This window comes from Streptomyces sp. NPDC058257 (assembly GCF_042881845.1).
Taxonomy (GTDB): Bacteria; Actinomycetota; Actinomycetes; order Streptomycetales; family Streptomycetaceae; genus Streptomyces.
This window is the reverse complement of record NZ_JBHVXJ010000012.1, coordinates 58,716-78,902: the sequence shown is the minus strand read 5'-3', so window position 1 is coordinate 78,902 and position 20,187 is coordinate 58,716. Positions and strand designations below refer to the sequence as shown.

Here is a 20,187-nt window from a genome sequence, read left to right as displayed (position 1 = left end):
AGCCTACGGCCTGACCGATGAGTTCTGCCCGCGTGCGCGGTCCGTCCTTGGACGGGAGCACCACTGTCGACGCCTGGAGGCGGGCCATGCCGAGCAAGGAACCTCGCACAGAACTGGATGCCCGGTACAGCAGTGCGGGAGCCGTCGCGACTCCGTGGACCGACGCGCTGCGGCAGCTCAAGGGTGCCGAGCTCTTCTGGATCTCGACCGTACGCCCCGACGGCCGTCCGCACGTCACACCGCTGCCCGCGGTCTGGCTGGACGGCGCGCTGCACTTCTGCACGGGACCCGAGGAGCGCAAGGCACGGAACGTGGCGGCCAACCCCGAGACCGTGCTGACCACGGGCGTCAACCTCTGGGACAAGGGCTACGACCTGGTCGTCGAGGGCGCCGCGGTCCGGATCACCGACGAGGACAGGCTGCGGCGCCTGGCGGTGGCGTGGGAGGAGAAGTACGGCAGCTTCTGGCACTACGAGGTGCGGGACGGCTGCTTCCACCACGGCCCCGGCCACGCGTACGTCTTCGAGGTGGCCCCCCGCACCGCCTTCGGCTTCGGCAAGGGCGAACCGTTCAGCCAGACGCGGTGGCGCTTCGTATGAGGGCGTGCGGGCGTGCGGGCGTGCGGGCGTGCGGGGAACCCGGAGCGGACGCCGCCGTTCACACTGACAGGGGCCCGGCGCCCTGATGTACTCGGCCCCATGGAATACACACTTGAGGTGATCCCGCTCCCCGTCAGCGACGTCGACCGGGCGAAGGATTTCTACCGGGACAAGCTCGGCTTCCACGTCGACATCGACCAGGAGGTCATGCCGGGCATGCGCATCGTCCAGCTGACCCCGCCGGGCTCCGGCTGTTCCATCGCCCTCACCGACACCCTCTGGGACACGATGGTGGAAGGCCCCACCCCGGCCCCCGGTTCCTACCAGGGCCTCCAGCTCTGCGTCGCCGACGCGAAGGCCGCGCACGCCGAGCTGACCGCGCGGGGCCTGGAGATCTCGGAGCCGGTGGCGCACGCACCGCAGGACGGCGGCACGTTCATGTACTTCAAGGACCCGGACGGCAATGGGTGGGCGATCCAGGAGTACCGGGTACGGGCGACGACTCCGCTGCGCGAGGCGATCGTCGGCGCGCCGTAGGGGCGCGGGGCCGTATCGACCAGTGGCTCCGCCGCGGGGCGCGCTCAGCCGACGAAAAGCTGCGGACGTGTCGGCCGGATGGCCCGGGGGACGCGTCCGCGGCTCATGGGCGGGCCGCCCCTCGGCGCCACCGGCTCATTCCGTTCTCAGCTCGCGGCTCCCGGCCCGGTTCTTCGCGATGTTCCGTGTCTTCCTGGTGCGGGCCGACTCGGCGACCACGGCGAGTACCGCCGGTGACCTCGACCAGTCGGCGAGGTGGCGCTGCATCCAGTCCGTGACCTCCGCCAGCTCGGCCGGTGTCGGTACATGGCCGTCCTTGACGGACAGGAAGAACAGCCAGTCGTCGATGCGGCGGCGGATGAACTCGCGGTACCCCTCCACCGGGAGCTGGTCGATCTCCGGCAGTAGTTCCGCCGACCACTGCCGGTACTCGGCAGGACCGGTCACCTTCCACGCGATCTCGTCCACGAGGGCGACCACCGCCGTCTTGGACCCCATTTCGTTGGGGTCGCGCAGGATCGTGGCCACGATCGCGCGGTCTCGGTCACGGCTCCGCGAGGAAGCGATCACCGAGACGACGCGTAGGTACGCGGACGTTCGGGAGTGGTCGTCCGCGACGGCTTCGTCGACGTCCACGTCGATGATGCCGGCCTCCGCCAGCAACTCGGCCACATCAGAGTGCAATGTCATCGCTTCATCCCTACTTGCAGCCCTTCGCGGCGTCCTTCTCGGCCTTGATCCGATCTGCTTCCTGCATATCCCGCTGATTTCGCCAGCCGAGCTTCCTGACGGCGGTCCTGATCTGCGGCTTGAAATGCTCCACCGCTTGCCGCTGTGCGCGCGAGAGCTCTGGTTGGTTTTTGAGGGGTGTGCCGTTCTGCCCGATTCTCACCTCGCGGCCCCCGCCACCGGTGACATGAGCGTGCGCCGGCCAGTCGACGTCGTACTCGTGCACGACGATCTGCACGCCGTGCTTGCCGACGTCGAGGAGGGAAAGGCCGAGAGGGTCGATCCACATGAACGGGTTGGGAACGTAATTGTGCGGCGTGAAGCCACCGGCGAGACCGATCGGGTCCGGGGTGAGGTAGCGGGCGGTTTCGGGGTCGTAGTGCCGGAAGTAGTTGTAGTGCAGCCCCGTCTCGGGGTCGTAGTACTGGCCGGGGAAACGCAGTGGTGTGTAGGCGGTGGCGCCCCGGTTCCAGACCGTGGTGCCCCAGAGGGTGGTTCTGGTGCGCCAGGCGATGTCGCCATGTTCGTCGAGGAGTTCCGTCGGGGTGCCGACGAGGTCGGTGACGATGGCGTAGAAACGGGCGTCCACTTCTTCGTCGGTGAGGTGTTTGCGCTCTGTCTGGGCCAGGGGGAGCAGGCCGTCATGGTCCCAGGTGAGGCTTACTGATTCCGGTGCGCCCGGGGTGTGGCTCGTCTGTTCGCAGAGGGTCATGTCGTCCCAGGTGAAGTCGGTCTGTTCTGCCACCCCCTGCTCCGTCATGCGCTGTTTGGATATTCGGCGGCCCAGGGGGTCGTAGAGGTAGCGCCACCTTGTGCCGTCGGGGGTCACCACGGATATGAGGCGGTCTTCCGCGTCCCATTCGTAGTGCCAGGTGTCGGGCTTGCGGGACAGGCGGGTCTTCTGGCGCAGGGTGGTGCGGCCTGCCGCGTCGTATTCGTAGCGGACGTTCCCTGCTGCGGTGATCCGGGTGCCGGTGTACGCGCGGGGGCCTGTTGCCGCTTGGCCCGGCATGCGGGCCGGCCAGGAGGCGTTGGTCTGGTTGCCCGCCTCGTCGTAGGCGTAGGTCTCCGTCCAGCCTGCCGCGTGGACCGCTGTGACTCGGCCTGCCGCGTCCAGGTCGAAGCGTCGCGTGCCGCCCAGTTGGTCCTCCATGCCGGTCAGATGGTCGTCCGCACGGTAGGTGTACGCACGGTGCTGGATACGTGTGTGGGCCGGGCCCATCAGTTCCTGTTTCGACAGGCGGCCCGCGACGTCGTACACGTTCGTCAGTGTCAGGGTCTCGCCGACCGTGCGGGTGAGTTCCCGGCCCGCCCCGTCGTGCGTGAACGCCAGCCTTTTCCCGGACGTGGTCAGTTCGGTGCGATGGCCTGCCGCGTCGTACGTCCAGGTGCTCGTCGCGCCGGACGGTGTGGTGCGGCCGGTGCGGCGGCCCAGCGCGTCGTAGGTGTGGGTCAGGGTGCGGCCGTTGACCGTTTCCGAGATCAGGCGGCCCGATCTGTCCCTCTCCAGGGTCAGTGTCACGTCCGGGCTCACCGCCTCGGTGAGGCTGTCTGTCGCGTCGTAGGCGTAGTGCGTGATCGCGGAGCCTGCCACGTTCTGCGTGACCGTCCGGCCCAGCACGTCCCGTTCGAAGGTGATCTCGTCGCCCATGGCCGTCGTACGGGTCGCCAACTGGCCCGCCGCGTCGTAGGTGTACGTCAGTGTGCGGTCGTCGAAGTCCGTCTCCGCCACCAGGCGGCCTGCCGGGTCGTACTCGTAACTCCAGGTCAAGCCCTGCGGGTTGGTGACCTTTCGGAGCTGGAGCTGAGTGTCGTGGACGAACTCGTAGCGGGCGCCGTCGGGGTCCGTGCGGGCGGCGATCAGGTCGAAGTGCGTGTACTCGTGTGTCGTGGTCGCGCCCATCGCGTCCGTGTGCGAGACGCAGTTGCCCTCGCCGTCGTACGTCCACGACTCCGACGAACCGTCCGCCTCCGTGCGCCGCGCCGGCTTGCCCTCCACCGTCCACTCAAGTCGCGTGGTCGCGCCCATCGGGTCCGTGATCGTGTGCGCGCGGCCGAAAGCGTCGAGGTCGTAGCGGGTTACCGCGCCCAGCGGGTCCCTGACTTCCAGCGGCAGGCCCGCCGCGTTGCAGCGCAGCTCGGTGATGTGGCAGAGGGGGTCCGTGATGGTGGACACGGCTCCGGTGGCGTCATGGGAGAAGTGGTGCGTCATGCCGTCGGGGGCGGTCACGCCGGTGCGGTTGCCGTGCTCGTCCCAGGTCTGGCGCTGGACGGCGCCGTCCGGGCCGACGATCTCGACCATCAGGTTGAGGTCGTTGTACACCGCACTGGCGCACGTGCCGTCCGGAGCACGTGTCGCGGTCAGATTGCCGTGCTCGTCCCAGGTGTTCTCGGTGCGGCGCCCCAGTGCGTCGGTGCGGGCGAGCAGGTTGTTCCAGCTGTCCCACTCGGTGTGGACGGTGCCGCCCAGGGGGTCCGTCTCGGACAGGAGCTGGCGGAGGTCGTTGTAGCGGTAGACGGTGGTCTGGCCGAGGGCGTCGGTGTAGCGGGTCTCCTGCTCATCGGGGCGGTACTCGATGGTGCAGGCCAGGTGATCGGCGGTGCTCTCGCCACGGACGCAGCGGTCTTCGCCGTCGTAGGTGAAGCGGTACCAGGAGTCGTTGCTGTCGGTCCAGGACGTGATGCGGGCCCGGTCGTCGTAGTCCAGACGCATCCTCGGCCCGGCCGAGTTGTGGACCTCGGCCAGATTGCCGACCTCGTCGTAGCCGTACGCGGCCACCAGCGTGCTGCCGGGGGTGTCAGGGGTGCTGTTGCCGGGGGCGAGTAGACGCAGCGCGGTGATGCGGTCGTCGTCGGTCTCCACCTTCAGGTGGTAGCCGCCGGTGTGGCGTACCGCCGTGGGCGTGCCGGTGGGGTCGCGGTCGATGTCGATGCGGTTGCCGTTGCGGTCGGTGATGGCTCGCAGCGGCAGGGTTTCGTGCCGTTCTCCGGCAGGGGGGTTCGTCCGGTCCCCGGCAGTGGGCTTCTTGTCCACCAAGTCCGCCGCGTCGGGTGCGACCGGGAGGAAGTGGCGGACGCGGCCGGTGTGCGGGTCGGTGGCCGTGACCGTGCCCGCGTCGTCGATGCTCAGCGGCCAGCGGGGACCGTGGGCGGGCAGCACCGGCTCGCCGCCGGGTTCGGGGTGGGGGTAGGAAAGGAGCTGGCCGTCCTCGGTGACGTAGATCAGACCTTCGTCGTCGATCTCGACCCGCTCGTCCAGCGTCGAGGCCCACGAGTCGCCGTACCAGTGACCCCAGCCGTACGTGGACAGGTGCGTGCGCTCGAGGACGAGTGGCAGCAGGCCCGGCAGGGCGATGTCGGTCTGCTCCATGAGCATTTCGCCGGAGACCATGTCGATGGGGTCGCCGTTCTTGCAACGTCCCTTGGCGGGCTTGCCCTTGGCGACGACGTCGTCGGCGCCCTTGCGCAGCCCGCCCTTAAGACCCTTGCCAAGACCCTTGAGCCCGGCCTTGAGGCCCTTCATGCCCTTGGCGAGGCCGCGTAGGGAGGTGAGGCCCTTCATGCCGGGGATGCAGTCCAGGGCGGCGAAGGCCACGTCGAGAAGGCCTGCTTCCCCCTTGGCGTATTTGTTGAGGGTGTCGGCCAGGACCACCAGGGCGGCGACGAGGACGATGGCGGCGAGGATGGGTCCGCCGATGATCATGGCGATGACGCCCAGTACGGCGACGACGACTTTGCAGACGGCGACGATGGTGTCCCAGTTGTCGGTGACCCAGTCGCCGACCTCCTCCCACCACTTGCGGTTCTTGATACCCGCGTCGGAGGCGTCCTCCAGCTTCTTCTTCGCCGTGCCCGCGGCGTCCTCGCGCATCTTGCGCGCGTCCTCGGCCATCTTCTTCGCCGCGTCCAGGTTGTTCTGCGCGGCGGTGACGTCCGACTTGGCGTCGCTCTGGGCCTTCTCGGCGGAGGTCGCGTTGCGGGTGGCGGCCTTGACCTTGTCGGGGTCGGGCTTAGGCACGTCCTTGTCTTTGGACCCGCCGTCGTCCTTGTACTTGTCGGCTTCCTTGCCCGCCTTGTCCACCCAGGAATCCGCCGAGGTGAGACGCGTCTGGGCGGAGGACAGGCTGCCCTGGGCCTCGCGGGCCTTGACCAGGGCCTTGTCGGCCAGGGCCTGGGAGCGTTCCAGCTCCGGCCAGTACGCGGACAGCGCGTCGCCGGCCATCTCGTAGCTCTTCTTGAGCTTCTTCAGCTTGCCCGGCGCGTCCTCGAACTCCGCCGTGAACGACTCGGCGGTCTTGCCCGCCCAGGTCAGGATCGCGTCCTCACCCGCCATCCCCTTGATGTCACGCAACACCTTGGAGACGTCGTCGGCGAAATCGTGCAGATTCTTCGCCAGGTTGCGCACCCGGTCCGGGTCCCCGGGCGTCGGATCCTTGTCCAAGTCCAGGACATGCCAATCCGCCGGACGATTCCCCGCCATGCCCCAACCCCCGTCACGCGTTCCCCACAAGCCACCCTGTGCGGGGTGCAAAGTTACTAGGTTCGCTGGTGGGGAGGGGATGCGGAGGCTGATCGGTTACCAGATGCGGACGTTGGCGCCCCGATTCGGCGCCTACGGCCCCAGAGGCCCAAGACCCCACCCAACGCTTTGGGGCCGCCGGAGTAGAACCGGCGGCCCCAAAGGCTTGATGCGGTGAGAAACCGACCTGACCTGCGTCTACAGCACCGGCAGGTTCTTCCGCAGCTCGAAGGCCGTGACCTCCGAGCGGTACTCCTCCCACTCCTGCTTCTTGTTGCGCAGGAAGAAGTCGTACACGTGCTCACCCAGGGTCTCGGCCACGAGTTCGCTGCGCTCCATCAGCGCGATCGCCTCGCCCAGGTTCTGCGGGAGCGGCTCGATGCCCATCGCGCGGCGTTCCGCGTCGCTCAGGGCCCATACGTCGTCGTCGGCGCCCGGCGGGAGTTCGTAGCCCTCCTCGATGCCCTTGAGGCCGGCGGCGAGCAGGACCGCGTACGTCAGGTAGGGGTTCGCGCCCGAGTCGATCGAGCGGACCTCCACGCGCGCCGAGCCCGTCTTGCCGGGCTTGTACATCGGGACGCGGATCAGCGCGGAGCGGTTGTTGTGGCCCCAGCAGATGTACGAGGGGGCTTCGCCGCCCGCGCCCGCCGTGCGCTCCGAGCCTCCCCAGATGCGCTTGTAGGAGTTCACCCACTGGTTGGTGACCGCGGAGATCTCGGCGGCGTGCTTCAGGAGGCCCGCGATGAAGGAGCGGCCCACCTTGGAGAGCTGGTACTCGGAGCCGGACTCGTAGAACGCGTTGCGGTCGCCCTCGAAGAGGGAGAGGTGCGTGTGCATGCCCGAGCCCGGGTGCTCGGAGAACGGCTTCGGCATGAAGGTCGCATTGACCCCCTGCTCCAGGGCGACCTGCTTCATGACCAGGCGGAACGTCATGATGTTGTCAGCTGTGGAGAGCGCGTCCGCGTAACGCAGATCGATCTCCTGCTGGCCCGGCGCGCCCTCGTGGTGGCTGAACTCGACCGAGATGCCCATGGATTCGAGTATCGTGATCGCCTGGCGGCGGAAGTCCATCCCGACGTTCTGCGGGGTGTGGTCGAAGTAGCCGGAGTTGTCGGCGGGGGTGGGCCGCGACCCGTCGAGGGGCTTGTCCTTCAGGAGGAAGAACTCGATCTCGGGGTGGGTGTAGAAGGTGAACCCGAGGTCGGAGGTCTTCGCGAGGGCCCGCTTGAGCACGTAGCGCGGGTCCGCGAAGGACGGGGAGCCGTCCGGCATGAGGATGTCGCAGAACATACGGGCGGTGCCGGGGGCCTCCGCGCGCCAGGGCAGGACCTGGAACGTCGACGGGTCCGGCTTGGCGATCATGTCCGACTCGTACACCCGGGCGAATCCCTCGATCGCCGAGCCGTCGAAGCCGATGCCCTCGTCGAAGGCCTGCTCCAGCTCGGCGGGAGCCACCGCGACCGATTTCAGGAAGCCGAGAACATCCGTGAACCACAGGCGTACGAACCGGATGTCGCGCTCCTCCAGAGTCCGGAGCACGAATTCCTGCTGCTTGTCCATCTTCCGCTTCCACCCATCCTTGCTGGTCAGGCCGCCTGTGTCCGTGCCGTTCTCACACCTCAGGACACATCGGGGCACTCGAGCATCCCACCACACGGTTTCAGGCGCGTTGCGGGCCATGTGCCGCCCTGTGCCCATAGTGCCTGCTGATCGGCGCGCCCGTAACAGCGGGCGGCCCGGACTGCCCCTACAGCCCGCCGGGCTCGCCCATTACGATCAGCGAACCGCTCCACCATGTTCCGCACGTTCCGCATGAGCCGCATGTTCCGCCACGCGCGTCCCGCCCTTTCCGTCGTTTCCGCCGAAGGACACATCATGGGTTCCGCCAAGAACACGAGCACCGCAGCCCGCAAAGCCCGAATAGAGGAGATGCGCAAGGCCGAGCGCGCACGTGATCGCCGTGGCCGCGTCATCACGATCACTCTGAGCGCGGTGGTGGTCGCCGCGCTCGCCGTGGGCGGTGTCGTCCTCTTCCAGAAGGCCGATGATTCCGACACGGCGGCCTCCGACGGGAAGTCCGCGCCGACGTTCAAGACGACCGCGGACGGCGAGAAGGTCTGGGACGCGAAGAAGCTGGGCCGCACCCACGTCACCAAGGACGTCAGCTACGCGATGACCCCGCCGGTGGGCGGCGACCACGACCAGGTCTGGATGAACTGCAACGGCGACGTCTACAAGGACGAGCTCCCCGAGCGCAACGCCGTGCACTCCCTGGAGCACGGCGCTGTCTGGGTGACGTACAACGACAAGGCGAAGGCCGCAGACCTGAAGAAGCTGGAGCAGAAGGTCAAGCAGACGCCTTACTCCCTGATGAGTCCGGTCAAGGACCAGAAGGACCCGGTCATGCTGTCGGCCTGGGGCCACCAGCGCACGGTGACCGGCGCGGCGGATCCGAAGGTCGGCTCCTTCTTCTCCACCTACGTACAGGGGAAGCAGACCCCCGAGCCGGGGGCCGCCTGCACGGGTGGCAAGGCCAAGTGAGGCGGCGCACCCGCTGGGCCGTGGGGGCCGCCGCGGCGGTGCTCGTGGCCGGCGGCGGGATCACGGTCGCCGTAGCCTCCTCGCACGGCTCGTCCGGCACGTCCGCCCCGTCCACGGAGTCCGCCGACGCGGGCTTCGCCCGGGACATGGCGACGCATCACCAGCAGGCCGTGGAGATGTCGTACATCGTGCGCGACCGCACGAAGGACGAGGAGATCCGGCGCCTCGCGTACGACATCGCCCAGACGCAGGCGAACCAGCGGGGCATGCTGCTCGGCTGGCTCGATCTGTGGGAGCTGCCGAAGGTGCCCCAGGGCGCTCCGATGGAGTGGATGGGGATGGGAGACATGCCGCCGGGCGAGGACGGTGCCCTGATGCCCGGGATGGCGACCAATACCGAGCTCAAGGGCCTCGGCAAGCTGAGTGGGCGGGCCGCCGAGGTGCGGTATCTCCAGCTGATGACCAGGCACCACAAGGGCGGGATCCACATGGCCGAGGGGTGCGTGGACCGGTGCGAGGTGGGGGTCGAACTCCGGCTCGCGCAGGGGATGGTGGACTCGCAGGAGTCGGAGATCGAGCTGATGGCGGATCTGCTGAAGGCGCGGGGCGCGAAGCCGTGACCTTCCCCGGTCGCCGGACGGACTGAAATGTCCAGCCCGTCCGGCGTCCGGCCTGTCCGACGTCCAGCCCGTCCGACGTCCGGCCCGTCCGGCATCCAGCCCGTCCGGCATCCGGCCCGTCCGACGTCCAGCCCGTTCGGCGTCCAGCCCGTTCGGCGTCCAGCCCGTTCGGCATCCAGCCCGTTCGGCATCCGGTCTGACCTGCTTCCCCCCTCAAGCCTGCTTCCCCCCTCAAGCCATCCGCGACAGGTCCTCCCTCAGCAACCGCCCCCGCAGCTCCTCCCCCCGCACGAACCGCTCGACCTCCCCCACCGCGTACTCCCCGAGCCTGCGCACCTCGCTCCCCTGCGCCCCGGCGACATGCGGGGTGACAAGTACGTTCGGCAGCACCAGCAAGGGATGGCCCGCAGGCAGCGGCTCGGGGTCCGTCACATCCAGGAAAGCGTCGAGGCGCCCCGACGCGCACTCCCTGGCCAGCGCCTCCGTGTCGACCAGTGAGCCCCGTGCCGTGTTGATGACGGTGCCGCCGTCCGGGATCAGCTTCAGCATCTCCTCGCTCACCATGCCCAGCGTCTGGGGAAGTTGGGGCGCGTGGACGCTGACGATCGAGCTCCTTCGGCACAGCTCCGGGAGATCGACGAGCTCCACGCCGAGCCCGGCCGCCTTCTCCCGCGTGACGTACGGATCGGTGAGCAGCACCCGCCAACCCGCGTCGGAGGCACGCAGTGCCGCGATGACACCGCGGCCGATGCGGGACGCACCGATGACGCCGATGGTGCGGGCGTCCGCGCCGGTCCGCTCCGTGAAGGGCGGCCACCCGGCGGAGTAGCCCGCCGCGGTCGAAAGCGCGCCCTTCGAGGCGAAAGTGATCGCGGCGAGCGTGTAGGCCACGACGGGCCCCGCGTTCGCGTCGGCCGCCGACGAGACCACCACGCCCCGGTCCCACAGCGCGTCGGTCACCACGGGTTTCACCGACCCCGCCGCATGCACGAGGGCCCGCAGCCGAGGCGCGTGCGCCAGGACCTCGGCTGTGACCGGCGGGCAGTTCCAGCCCGTGACCAGGATCTCCGCGTCGGCGAGCACAGCCCGCGCGTCGACTCCGGTGAGCGACCCGGCGAGCAGGGCGGGCGCCAACTCCACGCTACGGGAGAGCCGTTCGCGGATGTCGGGGGCGAACACCCGCTCCGCCACGTCCGCGCTCATGGCGAGTGCGGTGATCGCCGGTCTGGCCGCCGGACCGGCCGTCGAACCGGCCGTCGAATCGGCCGTCGAATCGGCCGCCGGGCTGATCACCGGACTGATCGGTGGAGCCTTCAACTCTGCCTGGTCTGCCACGCGTGACCATCCCTCGTAGTAACCGGTTACTCATCAGCGCCTGGAGGCTAGGCCGAAGTCAGGACCGTGGTCAAGAGATCACGGGGTCAAGGGGGTTGACCAGGCTTAGTAACCGCTTTAGATTCCGGTCACCTTGTTCCGACGACGGAGGGGCTGCCGTGTCAGCGGTGATGAAGGACCGGACGGAAACCGAGGCGGTGAAGCCGCCCGGCAAGCGCAGTAACAGGCCAAATGGCAACAAAATCAGGCGTGATGAGCGATGGAAACGGTTTCGCTCCTCGCGAGTCCTGCTGCTGCTCATGGTGCCGGGAGTCGCGTACTTCCTGGTGTTCCACTACGGCGCGTTCATCGGGAACGCCGTCGCCTTCAAGGAGTACGTCCCCTTCGACGGCCTCTGGGCCAGCCCCTGGGTCGGCTTCGAGAACTTCGACCGGATGTTCGGCGACCCGGACTTCTGGCACGCGACCTGGAACACGCTCTTCCTCGCGGTGCTCCAACTGGTCTTCTTCTTCCCGGTCCCGCTCGGCCTCGCCCTGCTCCTGCACAGCCTGACCTCGGACCTGACGCGGCGCTTCGTGCAGTCGGTGGTCTATCTGCCGCACTTCCTGTCGTGGGTGATCGTCGTCGCCCTGTTCCAGCAGGTACTCGCCGACACCGGCCTGCTCAACTCCGTGCTCGGGCAGGCGGGTCTGCACTCCGTCGACATCATCGGCAACCCGGACGCGTACCCCGCGCTCGTCGTCGCACAGGTCGTCTGGAAGGACGCGGGCTGGGGCACGATCATCTTCCTCGCCGCGCTGATGCAGGTGGACGAGCAGCAGTACGAGGCCGCCGCCATCGACGGTGCGGGCCCCTGGCGCCGCTTCTGGCACGTGACGCTGCCGTCCATCCGGCCGGTCGTCATCCTGCTGCTGATCATGCGGCTCGGCGACATCCTCTCCGTCGGCTTCGAGCAGATGCTGCTGCAACGGCAGTCGGTGGGGCCCGAGGCGGGTGAGGTGCTCGACACCTTCGTCTTCTGGCAGGGCATCGTCGGCGGCGACACCGGATACGCCGCGGCGGCGGGCCTGTTCAAGGGCGTGGTCGGCGCGATTCTCGTCTTCGCGGCCAACAAGGTCGCCCATCGCCTCGGCGAGCAGGGGGTTTACAAGTGAGCACGAAAACCGCCGAGGCACGCCCCGCGCGCCCCATACGCACCGCACGCACCGCACGCACCGCACGCCCGGCGCGTCCCGCCCGTCCCGCCCGCCCATCCTGGATGGAGAAGCCGAAGCCGGTCACCCAGGTGGCCAAGGCCCTGGCGATCGTCACCATCCTGGTCATGGTCTTCGTGCCGTTCCTGGTCATCGTCTCGACGTCGTTCGCCTCGAACCGCGAGGTCATCGCCAACGGCGGCTGGGTCCTGTGGCCCACGCACCCGACCCTGCGCGCCTACGAGCAGGTCTTCGAGGGCGGCGTCGTCACCAAGGCGCTGGGGGTCAGCGCCGCCGTCACGATCATCGGCACCCTCGCCTCGCTGGCGTGCACGACGTTCCTCGCGTACGCGCTGAGCCGCCCCAAGGTCTACGGCGGAAAGCCGATCCTTCTGGTCGTCCTCTTCACGTTCCTCTTCCCGCCCGGCATGATCCCGGCGTTCCTGCTGGTCAAGGGCATGGGAATGCTGGAGAGCTATAGCTCTCTGATCGTGCCCCTCCTCATCAACGTCTTCAATCTGGTCGTCCTGCGCGGCTTCTTCCAGGGCGTGCCCGAGGAGTTGTACGAGGCGGCGCGGCTCGACGGCGCGAACGACTGGCAGATCCTGTGGCGGGTCGTGCTCCCGCTCTCGAAGGCGGCCCTCGCGGTGGTCGGCCTCTTCTACGCGGTGAGCTACTGGAACGCCTGGTTCCATGCCTCGATCTATCTGGAGTCCGACCACTGGCCGCTCCAGCAGGTCCTGCGTACGTACGTCATGGGCGGCTCGCAGATCGCGGACACCGGACTGAGCGACGCGTCGAACGTCTCGGCCCCGCAGACGATGCAGATGGCCGTCCTGGTGATCGCCACCGTGCCGATCCTGATCGTCTACCCCTTCCTCCAGAAGTACTTCACCAAGGGCGTGCTCACCGGCGCCATCAAGAGCTGAGCCACCCCTCTCAAGACTCCGCATGTCCGAGCATGTCCGAAAGGTTGACACTGTGTCCGGTTCCTCGATGTCGCGCCGTACGCTGCTGCGCTCCATAGCCGTCGGCGGGGCCGCGGTCGCGGCCCCCTCCCTGCTCACCGCCTGCTCCACGGATTCGAGCGGCGGCGGTTCGGTCAGCAACGCGAACAAGAAGGCGACGCCCTGGCCGACGTATACGCCCGCCAAGGGCCCGAAGCCGGACCTCGCGCCCAGCGCCGAGGGCGTACAGCCGGGCTTCACCAAGTACCCCGAGAAGCTGGTCACCGCGACGGCCGAGAAGCCGGGCAACGGCAAGCAGAAGATCAAGGTCATGACCATCACCTACGGCACCCCGCCGAAGCCGGTCGGATCGAACAAGTTCTGGCAGGCGATGAACGAGGCCCTGGGTGTCGAGGTCGAGTTCTCGGTCGTGCCGGACGCGGACTTCCGCTCCAAGATGTCCACCCTGATGTCCGGTGACGACCTGCCCGACATGATCAACTTCGGTGGCGGCTACGTCCTGCCGCGGGAGTCGCAGTTCGTGAAGTCGCGGTGCGCGGACCTCTCGGAGCACCTGTCGGGCGACGCGGTGAACGACTACCCGAACCTCGCCAACATCCCCACGTACGCGTGGGAGGGCATGGGCCGCGTCTCCGGTGGCATCTACGGCCTTCCGGTCGAGCGCGCCAAGGTGCAGGGCGCGATGTTCATCAACCGCGAGGCCTTCCACAAGGCGGGCTACAAGCCGGGCATGTCGGCGGCCGACTTCCAGACGATGGCCCGGGATGCCTCGCAGAACAAGAAGTACGCGCTCGGCGCCTCCTCGGTCGGCTTCTTCGGCTACCTCTACCACGCGATGTGGCACGGGGCGCCGAACCAGTGGCAGATCAAGAACGGCAAGGTCGCCGACATGTACGGGACCGACGAGTTCAAGGCCGCCCTTGAGTACATGTCCAAGATGCGCAAGGCGGGCTCGTACAACTCCGACGCCACCTCGATCTCCCAGGTCGACCTCAAGACCCAGTTCCAGAACGGCACGGTCCGCTCGATGACGGACGGCTGGGGCGCGGTCATCTCCAACGCGCAGGGCATCAAGGACGAGTTCAGCCTCGACGCCGCCGTGCCGTACGTCGTCGACGGCGCGACGCCCGTCTACCAGCAGAACCGCGGCTGTTTCGGCTACACCGTCATCAAGAAGGCCTCCAAGGACCGCGTCAAGCTGATGCTGCGGGTCCTGGACTGGCTGGCGTCGCCGTTCGGCTCCAAGGAGTACGAGCTGATGCACTCGGGCGTCGAGGGCACACACTTCGAGTACGACAAGAACGGCGACCCGATCGCCAACTCCCTTGGCCTGGTGGAGAACAGGACGAACCTCCCGTTCGCCTACCTCATGGACGCACCGCAGCCGCTGTACTTCCCCGGCTTCGCCGATCTCACCGAGCGGCTGCACACATGGGAGAAGGCGGTGGTGCCGCAGCTCGTGCGCGACGACCACTGGGGTCTGATGTCGGACACGTACAACCGGCAGGGCGCGTCCATGCAGCAGGTCATCGAGGACGGCGTCACGGCGATCGTCTCGGGCCGCAAGAAGCTGTCCGACTGGGAGGCCGTCTACCAGAAGTGGGAGACGCAGGGCGGCGCGAAGGCTCGCGAGGAGTTCGCGAAGGAGTACGAAGCGGCGCACTGATTCCGGGCGGGCGCGTGATGCGTGCGGGCGCGGGATGATGGTCCGGGGGCGGGCTGCCGTGGGGGGGCAACCCGGCTCCGGATTCTGCTACTTGACGGCGTGAGGACTTGAGGACTTGAGGAGACACAGTGGGTGAGCGGGTCACCATTCGCGATGTGGCGGCGCGGGCGGGCGTCTCGGTCGCGACCGTCTCGCGGGTCCTCGCGGGCAACTACCCGACGTCCACGGCGTCGCGCGCGAAGGTGCTGCGGGCCGTCAAGGACCTCGACTACGTCGCCAACGCGCACGCGCGTGCCCTGGCGGGCGCGGGCCGCAAGACGATCGCGGTGCTCATGTTCGAGCTGGTGAGCTCCTTCTACGCCCATGTCGCGCAGGGTGTGGAGATGGAGGCCGCCCAGCGGGGCAGGCTCACGCTTGTCGCGTCGACGGGCAGTGATCCGGCCCGTGAGCTGGCCCTGGTGCAGATGATGCGCGAACAGGCAGCCGAGGCGGTGGTGCTCGTGGGCGGTGTCATCGAGGACGACGAGTACCGCGAGCGGATGGCGCGGTACGCGGAGGCGCTCGCGGCGGCGGGCTCCCGGCTGATCCTGTGCGGACGTCCGGCGCCGGCACCGGACGTCCCCGCGCTGGTCGTCGAGTACGACAACGAGGCGGGCGCGTACGCGATCACGAGCCACCTGCTCGGCGCGGGCCACCGCAAGATAGCCCTGATCGGCTACCAGCCCGGACACACCACGGGCGACGCCCGGGTCGCCGGTTACCTGCGCGCCCTGGCCGACCACGGGGTGCCGCGCGAGGAGGCGATCCTGCACGGCATCGGCTTCGGGCAGAACCACGGGTACGAGGCGATCATGGACCTCCTCAAGAAGGCGGACGGCCGGCCGGACTTCACGGCGGTCTTCGCGGGCGACGACCGGGTGGCCGCGGCCACGATGATCGCGCTGCGGGAGTACGGGCTCCGGGTGCCGGAGGACGTCTCGGTGGTCGGCTACAACGACGACCCGGTGGCCTCGGACATCACTCCCCGCCTCACGACCGTGCACATCCCCGCGGAGGAAATGGGCCGAACGGCGGTCCGCCTCGCGCTGGCGGGCGCGCCTCGCTCCGGCCAGGAGAGGCACCTGCTGGGCACGCACATCGTGATCCGGGAGAGCGTACGGGGGCTCCGGGGGAGCCGGGGCCGCCGGGAGGACGGGGCTTCTTAGTGGCCCCGGGGGGCGTCCGCGGGGCGCCACCTCAATGCACCGCCCCGCGGCGGAGAGTCCGCGCCCGCCCGATCGGTTGACGCCGGGTAATCGGGTGGGCGTGTGGGGGAAGATCCGCAAGATCCGCCCGCGGAGTGGTGGCCCAGGGGTCCCGGGCAGCGAACGTTCCGGGGGGGGGAGAGTCATCGCGGGGGCGGTGGCTCAGGGGCGGTGACTCAGGGGCGGTGGCTCAGGGGCGGTGACTCAGGGGCGGTGGCCCCTACCGCGGTGTGGCCAGCACCGCCTCCGCCACGCGTCCCGGGGCGTCCCGCATCAGCAGGTGGCCCGATGGGGCCGCGACGCGGAAGTCCGCGTCGAGCGAGGCGGCCAGGGCTCGCTGGCGGTCGAGCCATCTCGTCCCACTCCCCGAGTACGCGGCGAGCACCGTCACCGGAAGGCGCCCGGTGAGGGGCAACTCGCCGCGGAGGGCGGAAAGTTCGGCCGCCATGTCGCCGTACGTCGCGTACTCCAGGAGCGACCCCCGCCACACGCGACTCGCCCCGTAGACCCGCCTCACCGCGTCCGCCGACGCCAAGTCACCCGCCAAGTCACCCCGCACCGCCACCCTCCGCAGGACAGGCCCCACCGCCCGCGGCAGCCCCACCCCGCCGAGCACCGCCCCGCACACCCGCGCCGCCCCCACCCGCACCCCGCGCGGCACCCGCGCCCCCGGCCGCTCCTCGACGCTGGAGTCGGCCAGGACCAGGCCCGACGCGCGCGCCGGAAAGAGGCGGGCGAACGCCTCGCAGTGGAAGCCGGCGAGCGAGTGTCCGACCACCGTGGCCGGGCCGGGGAGGCCCACCGCGTCCAGGATCCGCGCGATCCGCCCGGCCTCGCCGACAAGCGTGGGCGCCACGCGCGCGTGCCCGCTCAGCCCCGCCCCCGGCCGGTCGAAGCGGACGACCGTGCGCCACGGGGCGAGCCGCTCCACCACCGCGTCCCAGTCGAACCACGCGAGCCCGAGCCCCGCGCTCAGCACGCACACCGGCCCGCTCCCCGTCACCTCCACGTGGTGCGGCACCCCGGCCCCGGCCCCGGCCCCGATCCGTACGAAACTCATCCTCGCCGCGCCGCCGCGCCCACCGCACGCGCGAGCAGCCCAAGCCAGAGCGCGATCAGCAGGACCTGGAGCCGCTGCCCCACCCCCATCCCCCACGTGCCGTACCCCGCGTCGAAGGCGGCGATGGCCGCCAAGGTCCAAGTGGTCGCGGCCAGTTCGAGGAGTACGAGAAGGTGACCCAGGGGGCCCGCGAGGCAGGGCACGACCCCATGCCTGCGTGCCGCGAGCGTCAGCACCACCATCCCCACAAGCGCCCCCGTCACCGCGACACTGCTGCTCACCACGTGCGCCGCGTGCGCCGCGGGCACGAGCCCCGCCCGCTCCCTCGCCTCGCACACCGCGTCGGCGGTCGGCGCGCAGCTCATCGGCAGCCGGGAGTCGACAACGGTGGCCGCCCCGAAGAGCGCGATCCCCGCCCATCCCACGACCGTGCCCCACCGGCGCGGCAGCCACAGCAGCGCGCCCACCGCGCCCGCGAGGATCAGCAGGCCCGCGGTCAGGTCGGTCGTGCGGAACAGCGTGCTGTACGGCTGGTCGCGGGCGGCGAGTTCACTCACGTACGAACTCACCGGCGAGAGCCCCGTCCCGAGGAACGGTTCGAGGACCCACGCGCTGTAGGCGACCGCGCCGAGCGCCAGCAGGAGCGGGACGGCGATGGTGGCGCGAGCGATGGAGGCGGGGGCGACAGAGGCGGGGTGGGGGTTGCGGTCGGGGTGGATCCGCTCGGGCTTTTGTGACGGTTTGTCAGTAATCGTCATGGGGTCATGATCAGTGGAGTACCCGGGGCCCGCATGTCGCCGAATACCCGCCGGGGGTAAGGTGCCGCCCATGGCGGTCACGAAGAGATCGAAGAGATCGGCGAACGGCGGACAGCTCCTGCTGCTCGCCGCGCTGCTCTTCGGCATCGTGACGATGCATACGCTGGGCCACCCGACAGGCCACTCGGCCGACCACGGCAGCGGAAGCGCGAGCGCAAGCACAAGCACAAGTGGGCGGATCGAACACCGATACGAACAAGCGGCCGGTCGGCATGAGATGACCGCGGGCGGCACGGCGTCAGAGATGACGGCAGGCACGCCCGAAGCGACTCCGGCTCACGTGGCCGCCGCATCCGCGCCCGCCGGAATGGGCGGGATGGACCCGCTCTCCGTGTGCCTGGCCGTCCTTGCCGCGCTCACCCTCGTCCTGCTCCTCAAGGCAGGACTGCTGCGCCCCGGCGGCTTCACCGCTCCCGCGCGTCCGCTCGCCCGGCTGCTCGACGGGCTTCGGCCCAATCCGCCGCCGCCCCGCATACTCCTCTCCCGCCTCTCGGTGCTGCGCATCTAGGCCGACGCACCGGCTGCTTCGCGCTGCCCGCCCCCGGTGTGGTCCTTGGTCATCAGTTCATTGGCGGGAGCCTCCGGGTGCCGAGCGGGCCGCGTGTCAGAAGCAGCAGATGCGCCCATCCGCACGCACCATCACGACGAGGTGTACTCAGCCATGCGCACTCAACCCCTGCGCACCCCTTCGAATCGAACCCCTTCGCGGCGCACCCTGCTCGGCGCCGCGACCGCCGTCGCCGGTTCGGGAATCCTGACGGCCTGTTCCGGCTCCGGTCAGGACTCCGGCCACGCCGGGCACGGCGGCGGCTCCGAGCCCGAGGCGCGTCCCGAGGGTTATGTCGACCCCTCCGGCAAGGAAGTCGCCGACGCGGAGAAGAAGCGAGCCGGCGGCGGCACGGTCCGCGAGGTGCAGCTCATGGCCATGTCGGCCAAGCTCGACATCGGCGGCCGCACGGTCAGTACGTGGGCCTACGGCGACCAGCTGCCCGGCAAGGAGGTCCGGGTCACCGCGGGCGACACCCTCGCCCTCACGCTCGCCAACCACCTCCCCCAGGCCACGTCCCTGCACTGGCACGGCCTCGCCCTGCGCAACGACATGGACGGCGTCCCCGGTCTCACCCAGAAGGCCGTCAGGCCGGGCGCGGAATTCGCCTACCGCTTCGCGGTGCCGCACCCGGGGACGTACTGGTTCCACCCCCATTCGGGCACCCAGCAGGACCGCGGTCTGTACGCACCACTGATCGTCGAGGACCCCAAGGAGCCCTTGAAGTACGACAAGGAGTGGGTCGTCGTCCTTGACGACTGGGTCGACGGGGTGGACGGTTCGACACCGGACGGCGTACTCGCCGAGCTGAGCAAGGGCATGAGCGACCACGACACGGGCGGTCACGACAGCGGTCACGACATGGGCGGCCACGACATGTCCAACATGTCGCTGCGGACCGACGCGACACCCGAGCCCGATACCAAGCCCGGCACCAAGCCCAGCACCAAGCCCAGCACCAAGCCCTCAGGGCCTTCCCGCATGATGATGGGCGCCAAGAGCGACCTCCTGGGCGGGGACGCGGGCGACGTGGCGTATCCGCACTACCTGATCAACGGCCGCACACCGGACGCCCCTTCCTCCTTCAAGGCCCGCCCCGGCGACCGCATCCGCCTGCGCATCATCAACGCGGGCGGCGACACGGCCTTCCGGGTGGCGCTCGGCGGCCACGAGATGACGGTGACGCACACGGACGGCTTCCCGGTGGAGCACGCGAAGACGGACGCGCTGCTGCTCGGCATGGGCGAGCGCTACGACGTCCTGGTCACCGCCAAGGACGGCGCGTTCCCGCTCATCGCGGCGGCCGAGGGCAAGAAGGCGTCCGGCCTCGCGGTCCTGCGCACGGGCGGCGGCGCGGCGCCCTCCGCCTCGACCCGGCCCAAGGAGCTGAAGGGCCGCCTCCTGACGGCGGACAAGCTGCGGGCGGCCCGGTCGGTGGCCCTCCGGTCCCGCAAGCCCGACCGGACGATCAGGATCCAGCTGACCGGCGGGATGGCGAAGTACGACTGGGCCTTCGACAAGAAGCCCTACTCCCCCGACCGGCGCCACCCCGTCCGCGCGGGCGAACGCGTCCGTCTGGTCTTCGCCAACTCGACGGCGATGTGGCACCCGGTCCATCTGCACGGCCACACGTTCAGCCTGGCGAACGTGGCGGGCGGCCCCCGCAAGGACACCGCGGTCATCCTGCCGAACGGCACCCTGACGGTGGACTTCGACGCCGACAACCCGGGCCTGTGGATGATCCACTGCCACAACGTCTACCACTCGGAGGCGGGAATGATGACGGTCCTCGGCTACCGCGGCTGACCGAC

Annotated in this window: 16 protein-coding genes; 10 read left to right on the top strand and 6 right to left on the bottom strand. The window is 69.4% G+C overall.

The features are described from left to right. Positions 1–86 precede the first annotated feature (86 nt). The gene (locus ACFVXC_RS26650) at positions 87–599 is read left to right on the top strand and encodes a pyridoxamine 5'-phosphate oxidase family protein (protein ID WP_389909595.1); all 513 of its coding nucleotides are present in this window, start codon (positions 87–89) and stop codon (positions 597–599) included. A gap of 99 nt (positions 600–698) precedes the next feature. Continuing rightward, positions 699–1,136: a VOC family protein gene (locus ACFVXC_RS26645; protein WP_389909592.1), complete on the top strand. Its 438-nt coding sequence runs from the start codon at positions 699–701 to the stop codon at positions 1,134–1,136. Positions 1,137–1,271: 135 nt separating this feature from the next. Here the strand turns inward: ACFVXC_RS26645 and ACFVXC_RS26640 are convergent, their stop codons facing one another. The 3 genes from ACFVXC_RS26640 to ACFVXC_RS26630 form a co-directional block, all read right to left on the bottom strand. Then, the gene (locus ACFVXC_RS26640; RefSeq protein ID WP_389909589.1) at positions 1,272–1,826 is read right to left on the bottom strand and encodes a hypothetical protein; all 555 of its coding nucleotides are present in this window, start codon (positions 1,824–1,826) and stop codon (positions 1,272–1,274) included. Between the two features lie 10 nt (positions 1,827–1,836). Then, positions 1,837–6,345, bottom strand: coding sequence for an RHS repeat-associated core domain-containing protein (locus ACFVXC_RS26635; protein ID WP_389909587.1), 4,509 nt, complete (start codon positions 6,343–6,345; stop codon positions 1,837–1,839). 237 nt (positions 6,346–6,582) lie between these two features. Further along, complete coding sequence (locus ACFVXC_RS26630) at positions 6,583–7,944, bottom strand: glutamine synthetase family protein (RefSeq protein ID WP_389909585.1); 1,362 nt, start codon at positions 7,942–7,944, stop codon at positions 6,583–6,585. Between the two features lie 315 nt (positions 7,945–8,259). On the opposite strand from ACFVXC_RS26630, the gene ACFVXC_RS26625 reads away from it, so the two are divergent. Together ACFVXC_RS26625 and ACFVXC_RS26620 are read left to right on the top strand one after the other, a co-directional pair. After that, positions 8,260–8,925, top strand: a complete 666-nt coding sequence (locus ACFVXC_RS26625; protein WP_389909582.1) for a DUF3105 domain-containing protein — start codon at positions 8,260–8,262, stop codon at positions 8,923–8,925. After that, entirely contained in the window at positions 8,922–9,545 is a 624-nt protein-coding gene (locus ACFVXC_RS26620) for a DUF305 domain-containing protein (RefSeq protein ID WP_389909579.1), read from the top strand. The genes ACFVXC_RS26625 and ACFVXC_RS26620 overlap by 4 nt, the downstream gene beginning before the upstream one ends. Positions 9,546–9,776: 231 nt before the next feature. Here ACFVXC_RS26620 and ACFVXC_RS26615 read toward each other — a convergent pair whose 3' ends face one another. Next, positions 9,777–10,748, bottom strand: coding sequence for a hydroxyacid dehydrogenase (locus ACFVXC_RS26615; protein ID WP_389910021.1), 972 nt, complete (start codon positions 10,746–10,748; stop codon positions 9,777–9,779). Positions 10,749–11,179: 431 nt separating this feature from the next. On the opposite strand from ACFVXC_RS26615, the gene ACFVXC_RS26610 reads away from it, so the two are divergent. The 4 genes from ACFVXC_RS26610 to ACFVXC_RS26595 all read left to right on the top strand — a co-directional run bounded on the left by ACFVXC_RS26610 (position 11,180) and on the right by ACFVXC_RS26595 (position 15,912). After that, positions 11,180–12,034 (top strand): sugar ABC transporter permease, encoded by an 855-nt coding sequence (locus ACFVXC_RS26610; protein ID WP_190081452.1) that lies wholly within the window; start codon positions 11,180–11,182, stop codon positions 12,032–12,034. A 104-nt stretch (positions 12,035–12,138) separates the two neighbouring features. Continuing rightward, positions 12,139–13,002 carry a carbohydrate ABC transporter permease gene (locus tag ACFVXC_RS26605; RefSeq protein WP_389910018.1) on the top strand — a complete coding sequence of 288 codons (864 nt, stop codon included), beginning with the start codon at positions 12,139–12,141 and terminating at the stop codon, positions 13,000–13,002. A 67-nt stretch (positions 13,003–13,069) separates the two neighbouring features. After that, complete coding sequence (locus ACFVXC_RS26600) at positions 13,070–14,707, top strand: sugar ABC transporter substrate-binding protein (RefSeq protein WP_389909577.1); 1,638 nt, start codon at positions 13,070–13,072, stop codon at positions 14,705–14,707. A 128-nt stretch (positions 14,708–14,835) separates the two neighbouring features. Further along, the gene (locus ACFVXC_RS26595; protein WP_389909574.1) at positions 14,836–15,912 is read left to right on the top strand and encodes a LacI family DNA-binding transcriptional regulator; all 1,077 of its coding nucleotides are present in this window, start codon (positions 14,836–14,838) and stop codon (positions 15,910–15,912) included. Between the two features lie 259 nt (positions 15,913–16,171). Here ACFVXC_RS26595 and ACFVXC_RS26590 read toward each other — a convergent pair whose 3' ends face one another. Together ACFVXC_RS26590 and ACFVXC_RS26585 are read right to left on the bottom strand one after the other, a co-directional pair. Then, complete coding sequence (locus tag ACFVXC_RS26590; protein WP_389909572.1) at positions 16,172–17,011, bottom strand: alpha/beta fold hydrolase; 840 nt, start codon at positions 17,009–17,011, stop codon at positions 16,172–16,174. Continuing rightward, positions 17,008–17,769: a DUF998 domain-containing protein gene (locus ACFVXC_RS26585; RefSeq protein WP_389909570.1), complete on the bottom strand. Its 762-nt coding sequence runs from the start codon at positions 17,767–17,769 to the stop codon at positions 17,008–17,010. The genes ACFVXC_RS26590 and ACFVXC_RS26585 overlap by 4 nt, the downstream gene beginning before the upstream one ends. 70 nt (positions 17,770–17,839) lie before the next feature. Here ACFVXC_RS26585 and ACFVXC_RS26580 point away from each other — a divergent pair, with 70 nt between their 5' ends. Together ACFVXC_RS26580 and ACFVXC_RS26575 are read left to right on the top strand one after the other, a co-directional pair. Beyond that, complete coding sequence (locus ACFVXC_RS26580; RefSeq protein WP_389909568.1) at positions 17,840–18,337, top strand: hypothetical protein; 498 nt, start codon at positions 17,840–17,842, stop codon at positions 18,335–18,337. Positions 18,338–18,490: 153 nt separating this feature from the next. Continuing rightward, on the top strand, positions 18,491–20,182 hold the full coding sequence (locus ACFVXC_RS26575) for a multicopper oxidase family protein (protein WP_389909566.1): 1,692 nt from the start codon (positions 18,491–18,493) through the stop codon (positions 20,180–20,182). Positions 20,183–20,187: the final 5 nt, after the last annotated feature.

Coding starts and splice junctions, on each gene's coding strand:
- ACFVXC_RS26605 (WP_389910018.1), top strand. CDS start 12,139: ATGGAGAAGCCGAAGCCGGTCACCCAGGTGGCCAAGGCCCTGGCGATC.
- ACFVXC_RS26640 (WP_389909589.1), bottom strand. CDS start 1,826: ATGACATTGCACTCTGATGTGGCCGAGTTGCTGGCGGAGGCCGGCATC.
- ACFVXC_RS26610 (WP_190081452.1), top strand. CDS start 11,180: ATGGTGCCGGGAGTCGCGTACTTCCTGGTGTTCCACTACGGCGCGTTC.
- ACFVXC_RS26650 (WP_389909595.1), top strand. CDS start 87: ATGCCGAGCAAGGAACCTCGCACAGAACTGGATGCCCGGTACAGCAGT.
- ACFVXC_RS26625 (WP_389909582.1), top strand. CDS start 8,260: ATGGGTTCCGCCAAGAACACGAGCACCGCAGCCCGCAAAGCCCGAATA.
- ACFVXC_RS26590 (WP_389909572.1), bottom strand. CDS start 17,011: ATGAGTTTCGTACGGATCGGGGCCGGGGCCGGGGCCGGGGTGCCGCAC.
- ACFVXC_RS26580 (WP_389909568.1), top strand. CDS start 17,840: ATGGCGGTCACGAAGAGATCGAAGAGATCGGCGAACGGCGGACAGCTC.
- ACFVXC_RS26635 (WP_389909587.1), bottom strand. CDS start 6,345: ATGGCGGGGAATCGTCCGGCGGATTGGCATGTCCTGGACTTGGACAAG.
- ACFVXC_RS26630 (WP_389909585.1), bottom strand. CDS start 7,944: ATGGACAAGCAGCAGGAATTCGTGCTCCGGACTCTGGAGGAGCGCGAC.
- ACFVXC_RS26600 (WP_389909577.1), top strand. CDS start 13,070: ATGTCGCGCCGTACGCTGCTGCGCTCCATAGCCGTCGGCGGGGCCGCG.
- ACFVXC_RS26575 (WP_389909566.1), top strand. CDS start 18,491: ATGCGCACTCAACCCCTGCGCACCCCTTCGAATCGAACCCCTTCGCGG.
- ACFVXC_RS26645 (WP_389909592.1), top strand. CDS start 699: ATGGAATACACACTTGAGGTGATCCCGCTCCCCGTCAGCGACGTCGAC.
- ACFVXC_RS26585 (WP_389909570.1), bottom strand. CDS start 17,769: ATGACGATTACTGACAAACCGTCACAAAAGCCCGAGCGGATCCACCCC.
- ACFVXC_RS26615 (WP_389910021.1), bottom strand. CDS start 10,748: ATGAGCGCGGACGTGGCGGAGCGGGTGTTCGCCCCCGACATCCGCGAA.